General features: G+C 70.6%; 4 protein-coding genes. 2 read left to right on the top strand and 2 right to left on the bottom strand.

Annotation, left to right across the window (positions count from 1 at the left end; genetic code table 11):
* Positions 1 to 8: 8 nt before the first annotated feature.
* Positions 9 to 2,684, bottom strand: a complete 2,676-nt coding sequence (locus G6035_RS04330) for a GNAT family N-acetyltransferase (RefSeq protein ID WP_176615835.1) — start codon at positions 2,682 to 2,684, stop codon at positions 9 to 11.
* Positions 2,685 to 2,767: 83 nt separating this feature from the next.
* Between G6035_RS04330 and G6035_RS04335 the strand changes: the two genes are divergently transcribed.
* Together G6035_RS04335 and G6035_RS04340 are read left to right on the top strand one after the other, a co-directional pair.
* Positions 2,768 to 5,416, top strand: a complete 2,649-nt coding sequence (locus G6035_RS04335) for a DNA topoisomerase (ATP-hydrolyzing) subunit A (RefSeq protein WP_176615836.1) — start codon at positions 2,768 to 2,770, stop codon at positions 5,414 to 5,416.
* 23 nt (positions 5,417 to 5,439) lie between these two features.
* Positions 5,440 to 5,958 carry a DinB family protein gene (locus G6035_RS04340; RefSeq protein WP_176615837.1) on the top strand — a complete coding sequence of 173 codons (519 nt, stop codon included), beginning with the start codon at positions 5,440 to 5,442 and terminating at the stop codon, positions 5,956 to 5,958.
* A gap of 45 nt (positions 5,959 to 6,003) precedes the next feature.
* Here G6035_RS04340 and G6035_RS04345 read toward each other — a convergent pair.
* Positions 6,004 to 7,011 (bottom strand): GNAT family N-acetyltransferase (locus G6035_RS04345; RefSeq protein WP_371130837.1); only part of this gene is annotated, 1,008 nt, incomplete at its 5' end.

A 7,011-nucleotide genomic window follows, 5' to 3' on the forward strand; every position in this document is an offset into this window, starting at 1 on the left:
CGAACCGGCTAGGAGTTCATGGCCCGCCGCGCACTGTCGGTGCGCTGGGCCGCGTTGCCGATCCGCAGCTCGACGGCGAGCACCGTCACCTCGGTGGGCCCCACCAGCACGGGGTTGAATTCCACCCAGGCGATCTCCGGGTGTTCATCCTTCATCAGGCCCACCCGGGCCACCAGGTCCTCCAGCGCGGCCACGTTGCCGGCGGGCAGGCCTGCGTAGCCAAACAGCTTCACGGCGGCGCGGGGGGACCTGACTAGTTCCGCCGCGTCCCGGGCGGACAGCGGGGGCACGCGGTGCGCCCAGTCGCCCAGCAGGTTCACGGCGTCGCCGGAGAGGCCGAAGGAGACCACAGGGCCCAGCAGCGGGTCCTCGATGGCGCGCAGGGTGCAGGACTGGCCCACCTCGGCCATGCTCTGCACCTCCAGGCCGCCTGCCCCGTACGGTTCAAGCAGCTTGCGCATTTGGCCCAGGTTGCGGCGCAGTGACGCGGCGTTTTCAATGTTGATCCGCACCCCGCCCAGGTCCAGGCGGTGCCGCAGAGCCGGGTCCAGGGTCTTGATGGCCACGGGCCAGCCGAGCCGGTCGGCGGCCGCCACGGCGTCGTCGTCGGTGCTGAACGCGGCGGACTCCAGGACGCGGATGCCGTAATGGCCCAGCAGTTGGCGTGTCCGGGCGGCGTCCAGGGTCAGCAGGCCGTCGCCGGTGACGCCGTCGAGCCATTCCTCCAGCAGTTCCGCCGCCGCTTCGGTGTCCACGCCGGACGGCGGGTCGAAGGCGGGGGCATCGAGGGTCAGCCACTGCGCGTACTGCGTCACGGCGGCCAGGGCGGCCACCGCGGCGCCGGGGCTGGAGTAGCACGGCAGCCCGCCGGCCAGCTGGCGGTCCACCAGGATGCGGGTGTCGACAATCCCGGTGAACGCCGCCACCACGGGCTTGCCTGCCGCCTCGGCGCACTCCTGGAGTGTGGCGGCAATGTGCTCCACCGTCAGCCCCGGCACCGGCAGCAGCGTCACGATGGCCGAGTCCGTGCCGGGCCGGGCCAGCGCCTCGCCGACCGCCCGCCGCAGCAGGGGCAGGGCCCTGGACTGCCCGGTGTCCAGCACCAGGTCCGCCGAGACCTCCGCCACGGTCAGGCCGTGCTGCTCCGCGGAATCCGCCACCACCGACCCCATCGCCAGGGAATTGCTGAAGATGGCCAGCCCGGGGCCGGCGGGCAGGGCCTGGCCGGTGACGATTTGTGCCACGTCGGCCAGTTCCTCGATGGTGTTGACACGGATGACGCCGGACTGGCGCAGCATGGCGTCCAGCGCGCCCGTGGGCGCCTGCGTGGTGCGCACGGCGTGGCCCGGGGGCAGGCGCAGCCCCATGGTGTCCGACTTGGCCACAATCACCGGCTTGGTGCGCGCCAGGCGGCGGGAGATGCGGGAAAACTTGCGGGGGTTGCCAATGGATTCCAGGTACAGCGCGCAGGCGGTGGTGTGGGGGTCGTCCTCCCAGAACTGCATGAGGTCGTTGCCGGAGATGTCCGCCCGGTTCCCGGCGGACAGCACCGTGGACAGGCCCACCTCCCGCCGGCTCAGCGACGCGTACAGGGACGCCCCCAAGGCGGCGGACTGGCTGAAGACGCCCAGCCCCCCGCGCAGGGGCAGGGACGGTGCCAGGGAGGCGTTGAGTGAAACGGCCGGGTCGGTGTTGGCCAGGCCCAGCGAGGCCGGGCCCACCAGCCGCATGCCGTTCGCCCGGGCCTGGCGCACCAGGGCGCGCTGGCGCGCGAGGCCGGCCGCGCCGTCGTCGGCGTATCCCGAGGTGGCGATGACCAGGCCCTTGACGCCGGCGGCCCCGCACTGGTCCACGACGGCGGGGACCTGACCCTGGGGCACGGCAATGACGGCCAGGTCCACGGGGCCGGGCACCTCGGCGATGGTGGCGTACGGCATCATGCCGGACACCTCCAGCGCCTCCGGATTGACCGCGTGGACCCCGCCGCGGTACCCGCCTTCCACAATATTTTCCAGCAGCACCCGCCCCAGGCCCCCCCACGCCCGGCCGGCCCCGACGACGGCCACGGAGCGCGGTGCCACAAGCCCCGCGACGCTGCGGGCGTCGGCGCGGTGTTCGCGTGCGGCCATGACGGCGCGGGACTTCTCGGTGGGGTCAATGTCGAACGCCAGGGACACCACGCCGTCGTCAAAGCGGCGGTGCACCTCGTAGCCGGCGTCGGCGAACACCTGGAGCATCTTGCGGTTTTCCGGCAGGACCTCCGCCGTGAACTTGTCGATCCCGTTTTCGCGGGCGGCGGCGGCCAGGTGCTCCAACAGGATCGACCCCAGGCCCCGGCCCTGCTGGGAGTCGGAGACGTTGAACGCCACCTCGGCCTCGGCGGGGTTGTCGAGGCGGTCGAAGCGGCCAATGCCGATGATGCGGTCCCGGTGCGTGATGACGAACGCCACACGGTCCCGGTAGTCCAGTTCGGTAAAGCGGCGCAGCTCCTTGGGCGTCAGCCTGGACTTGTAGGTAAAGAAGCGCAGGTAGACGGAGTTCTGCGACTGCGCCATGTGGAAGGCCTGGACGGCGTCGGCATCGGCCGCGGTCATGGGCCGCAAATGCCCCGTGGCCCCGTCGCGCAGTACGACATCGGCCTCCCAATGTGCCGGATAAACGGGTGCCTGTCCTGGGTTCACCATAGAATCACTGTACCGACTCGTTTGCCTTCGCAGGGCCCCGCCGGACTGCAACACCCGCCACACTGATAGGAACCCCCGCCACCATGGCCAAGCGCCAACCTCCCGCAGCCGATGACTTCACTGACTTCACCGAGAACATTGTTGAAATAGACGTTTCCAGTGAAATGGAAGGCTCCTTCTTGGAGTACGCCTATTCGGTGATTTACTCGCGCGCCCTGCCGGACGCCCGGGACGGGCTGAAACCGGTGCAGCGGCGCATCCTGTACATGATGAGCGAGATGGGGCTGCGCCCCGAGAAGGGCCATGTCAAGAGCGCCCGCGTCGTGGGCGAGGTCATGGGCAAGCTCCACCCGCACGGCGACACCGCCATCTACGACACCATGGTGCGCATGGCCCAGGACTTCTCCCTGCGCCTGCCGCTCATTGACGGGCACGGCAACTTCGGCTCGCTCGACGACGGCCCCGCCGCCCCGCGCTACACGGAGGCCCGGATGGCGGCCCCGGCCCTGGAGCTGACGGGCAACCTGGGCGAAGACGTGGTGGACTTTGTGCCCAGCTACGACAACGAGATGATGCAGCCCTCGGTGCTGCCGGCCGCCTTCCCGAACCTTTTGGTCAACGGGGCCAGCGGGATTGCGGTGGGCATGGCCACCAACATGGCCCCGCACAACCTGGGCGAGGTCATCGCCGCCACCCGGCACCTGGTCGCCAACCCGGACGCCACGCTGGAGGACCTGATGGCGTACGTGCCCGGCCCCGACCTGCCCTCGGGCGGGCGCATTGTGGGCCTGGCCGGCATCCGCGACGCCTACGCCACGGGCAGGGGCTCCTTCAAGACGCGCGCCAAGATCGCCGTCGAACAGCTCTCCCCGCGCAGGGTGGGCCTGGTGGTCACGGAACTGCCCTACCTGGTGGGTCCGGAAAAGGTCATTGAAAAGATCAAGGATGCCATCAACGCCAAAAAGCTGGTGGGCATCTCCGACCTGGTGGACCTCACCGACCGCAAGCACGGGCTGCGGCTGGTCATCGAGATCAAGAACGGCTTCAACCCGGCCGCCGTCATGGCCCAGCTGTACCGCTACACGCCCATGGAGGACTCCTTCGGCATCAACAACGTCTGCCTCGTGGAGGGGCAGCCGCAGACCCTGGGCCTGGTGGAGCTGCTGCGCGTGTTCCTGGCCCACCGCATCGACGTGGTGCGCCGGCGCACCACGTTCCGCCTGGGCAAAAAGCAGGACCGCCTGCACCTGGTGGAGGGCATGCTGCTGGCCATCGTGGACATCGACGAGGTCATCCAGGTCATCCGCAGCTCGGACGAGGTGGCGGCGGCCCGCGAACGCCTCATGGCCATCTACGACCTCTCCGAAATCCAGGCCAACTACATCCTGGACCTGCAGCTGCGCCGCCTGACCAAGTTTTCCGTGGTGGAGCTGGAAGCCGAGCGCGACGGGCTGCGCCGTGAGATCGAGGCCCTCGAGGCGATCCTGGCGTCCAGGGAACTGCTGCACCAGCTGGTTTCCGACGAACTTGGCGAGGTGGCGGCCAAGTACGCCACGCCGCGCCGCACCGTGTTGTTGGAATCCGAGGCCATGGCCCCCTCGGTGGCGAAGGCGCTGGCCGCCGGGGCCGCGGGCAAGGGCAAGCCGTCCCCGCTGGCCCTGGAAATTGCCGACGACCCCTGCTGGGTGCTGCTCAGCGCGTCGGGGCAGATTGCACGCACCTCCAACGCCGATCCCCTGGCCGACACCGGTGCACGGGGCCGGCACGACGTCTTCACCTCCGTGCTGAAAACCACCGCACGTGCCGAAATCGGCGCGCTGACCTCGCTGGGCCGGATGCTGCGGCTGCAGGTGGTGGACATGCCGGTCCTGCCGCCCACCAACGCACTGCCCAACCTGGCCGGCGGCGTGGCCGCCAAGGAGTTCATCACGCTGACCAAGGGTGAGGTCCTGGTGGGCTTTGTGCCGCTCAACGGCACCTTCGCCCTGGGGACCGCCCAGGGCGTGGTCAAGCGCGTCACCCCCGACTACCCCCTGAACCGGGACGAGTGGGAGTACATCTCGCTCAAGCCCAAGGACTTCGTGGTCGGGGCCGCCGTGGCCACGGACGACGACGACCTCGTCTTCATCACGCAGGGCGCCCAGCTGCTTCGGTACAGTGCCGCCAACGTCCGCCCGCAGGGCCGCACAGCCGGCGGCATGGCGGGCATCAAGCTCGGTGCCGGCGACGCCGTGCTCAGCTTCTCCGTGGCCTCCCCCGCCGATCCCGACGCCGTGGTGGTCACCGTGGCGGGCGGGCAGGACGCACTGCCGGGCACCGCGTCGGGCAGCGCCAAGGTCACGGCACTGTCCGAATACCCGGCCAAGGGGCGGGCCACCGGCGGCGTCCGTGCACACCGCTTCCTCAAGGGCGAGGACCGGCTGACGGTTTCATGGGCCGGGCACGGGCCTGCCAAGGCCTCCACCGTCTCCGGCGTGGTGCGTGCGCTGCCGGTGGAACACGGCCACCGCGACGGCTCCGGCGTGGCGCTTTCGGCCGCCATCGAGCTGGTGGGCCCCAGCCTGGACGGGACCCACGGCGTGGCCGGCGGCGGATCCGGAGGGGCGGGCGGGCCCGGGATGCAGGATTCCGCCGCGGGAGGTCCGGCGCCGGAGTCCTTGCCTGCGCCGGCGCGGGACGCCTCCCCCATCCCGGAGTCCACCCAGGAGGCGTTCGAACTGCCCACGGACTGAGGGCGGCGGCATAGACTGGCCCCATGCCAATCATTCCTGACGACAAGGACTGGACGTGGGTGCTGTCCCGGCCGTGCCCCGAGTGCGGATTCAACGCCGCGAGCGTCACGCCCGCCACGGCTGCCACCACCATTCCGGCGCTGCTGCCCCGCTGGCAGCAGGCCCTGCGGCGCGCCGGGGTTGACGTCCGTCCGGACGATTCCACCTGGTCGGTGCTGGAATACGCCGCCCATGTGCGGGACGTGTTCGACGTCTTCACCGGCCGCCTGGAGCTGATGCTCGCCAACGACGACCCCACCTTTCCCAACTGGGACCAGGACCGGGCGGCGCTGGACGGGAACTACGCGTCCCTGGACCCCGACGACGTGGCGCGCGAGCTGGTCCAAAATGGCGAGGATGCCGCAGCGGCGTTTGCGGCGGTGGCACCCGGCCAGTGGAACCGCCGCGGGCTGCGCAGCAACGGCTCGGAATTCACGGTCCTGACCCTGTCCGGCTACTTCATGCACGACCTCATCCACCACCTGCACGACGTCAACGCCTAGGCCGGCCGCGTCGCCGGCACATTGCCCGGGCCGGCGCCGCCCGGGCTAGAGGGCCTTGTCCCACGCCAGCGTACGCCGCAGGGGCCGGTAGCCCATCTTTTCGTAGAGCCCCAGGGCGCCGGTGGGATTTTCGGTGTCGACGTCCAGGCAGGCATGGTCCATGCCTGCGGCCTTGTACCGTGCCATGGCGTCGGACAGCAATGCCTGGGCAATGCCGCGGTGCCGCCAGGGCCGCCGCACGCCCAACACCTCCGTGTAGCCTTCCTCGCGGCCCTCCTTCGGAAAACGTTCGGGGTCATACATGGAAAGCTGGTAGCCGGCCACCTCGCCGCTTGCCGCATCCAAGGCCACGGCGGACCAGTCGGGCCGGAAATCCTCGTTGGCGAGCAGGAAACCCCAGCGCTGGATGCTGCGGGGCTCGGACCCCCAGTGGTCGGCAAAGGCCTCGTTGTGGGCCAGCCGCACGGCCTCGGAAAGCCCCGGTGCGAACGCCACGATGCGGATCCCCGCGGGCACCGGCACCGCGGGGGCGCCGGCCAGGGTCCGGAGCATTTCGGAAAAGTACCGGACGGTGGAGTACCCGGCCCCGGACAGCAGGGACGTGTGCGCCGGGTTGGCCTCCGGCGTGTACACGCGCACCGTGCCCGGCGGCTGCCCCTCCGCGGCAAAGCGGGCCCGCAGGAGGTCCTCCTGCCACGCGAGCACGGCCGCACCGATGCCCCGGCGCTGCCACCGCGGGTCGACCCCGCCAAACGCGTACCCGGCCGCGCCGCCCGGGTGCTTGGTGACCCGGCCAAAGGCCCGCAGCACTCCCGGGGCGTCAAAGCCCCCGGCCGTGTTCCCTTCGGCGGGGTTGTCGGTGTCCTCAAAGCAGGTGGCCAGCTCGGAGCGCGTGTCATGCCAGGGGGCATCCTCGGCCGCGGCGATCCGCAGGGTCAGGGCCAGCCAGGCGTCGAGGTCCGTTGCGGCCAGCGGGCGGAAGGACAGCCCGCCGGCTGCGGGAAGGGGCACTGCGGGACACGGTGTGCTGCCGGGGATCGCCATGACCCCACC

The sequence above is a fragment of the Arthrobacter sp. SDTb3-6 genome (assembly GCF_013376095.1).
In the GTDB taxonomy this organism is placed as follows: Bacteria; Actinomycetota; Actinomycetes; order Actinomycetales; family Micrococcaceae; genus Specibacter.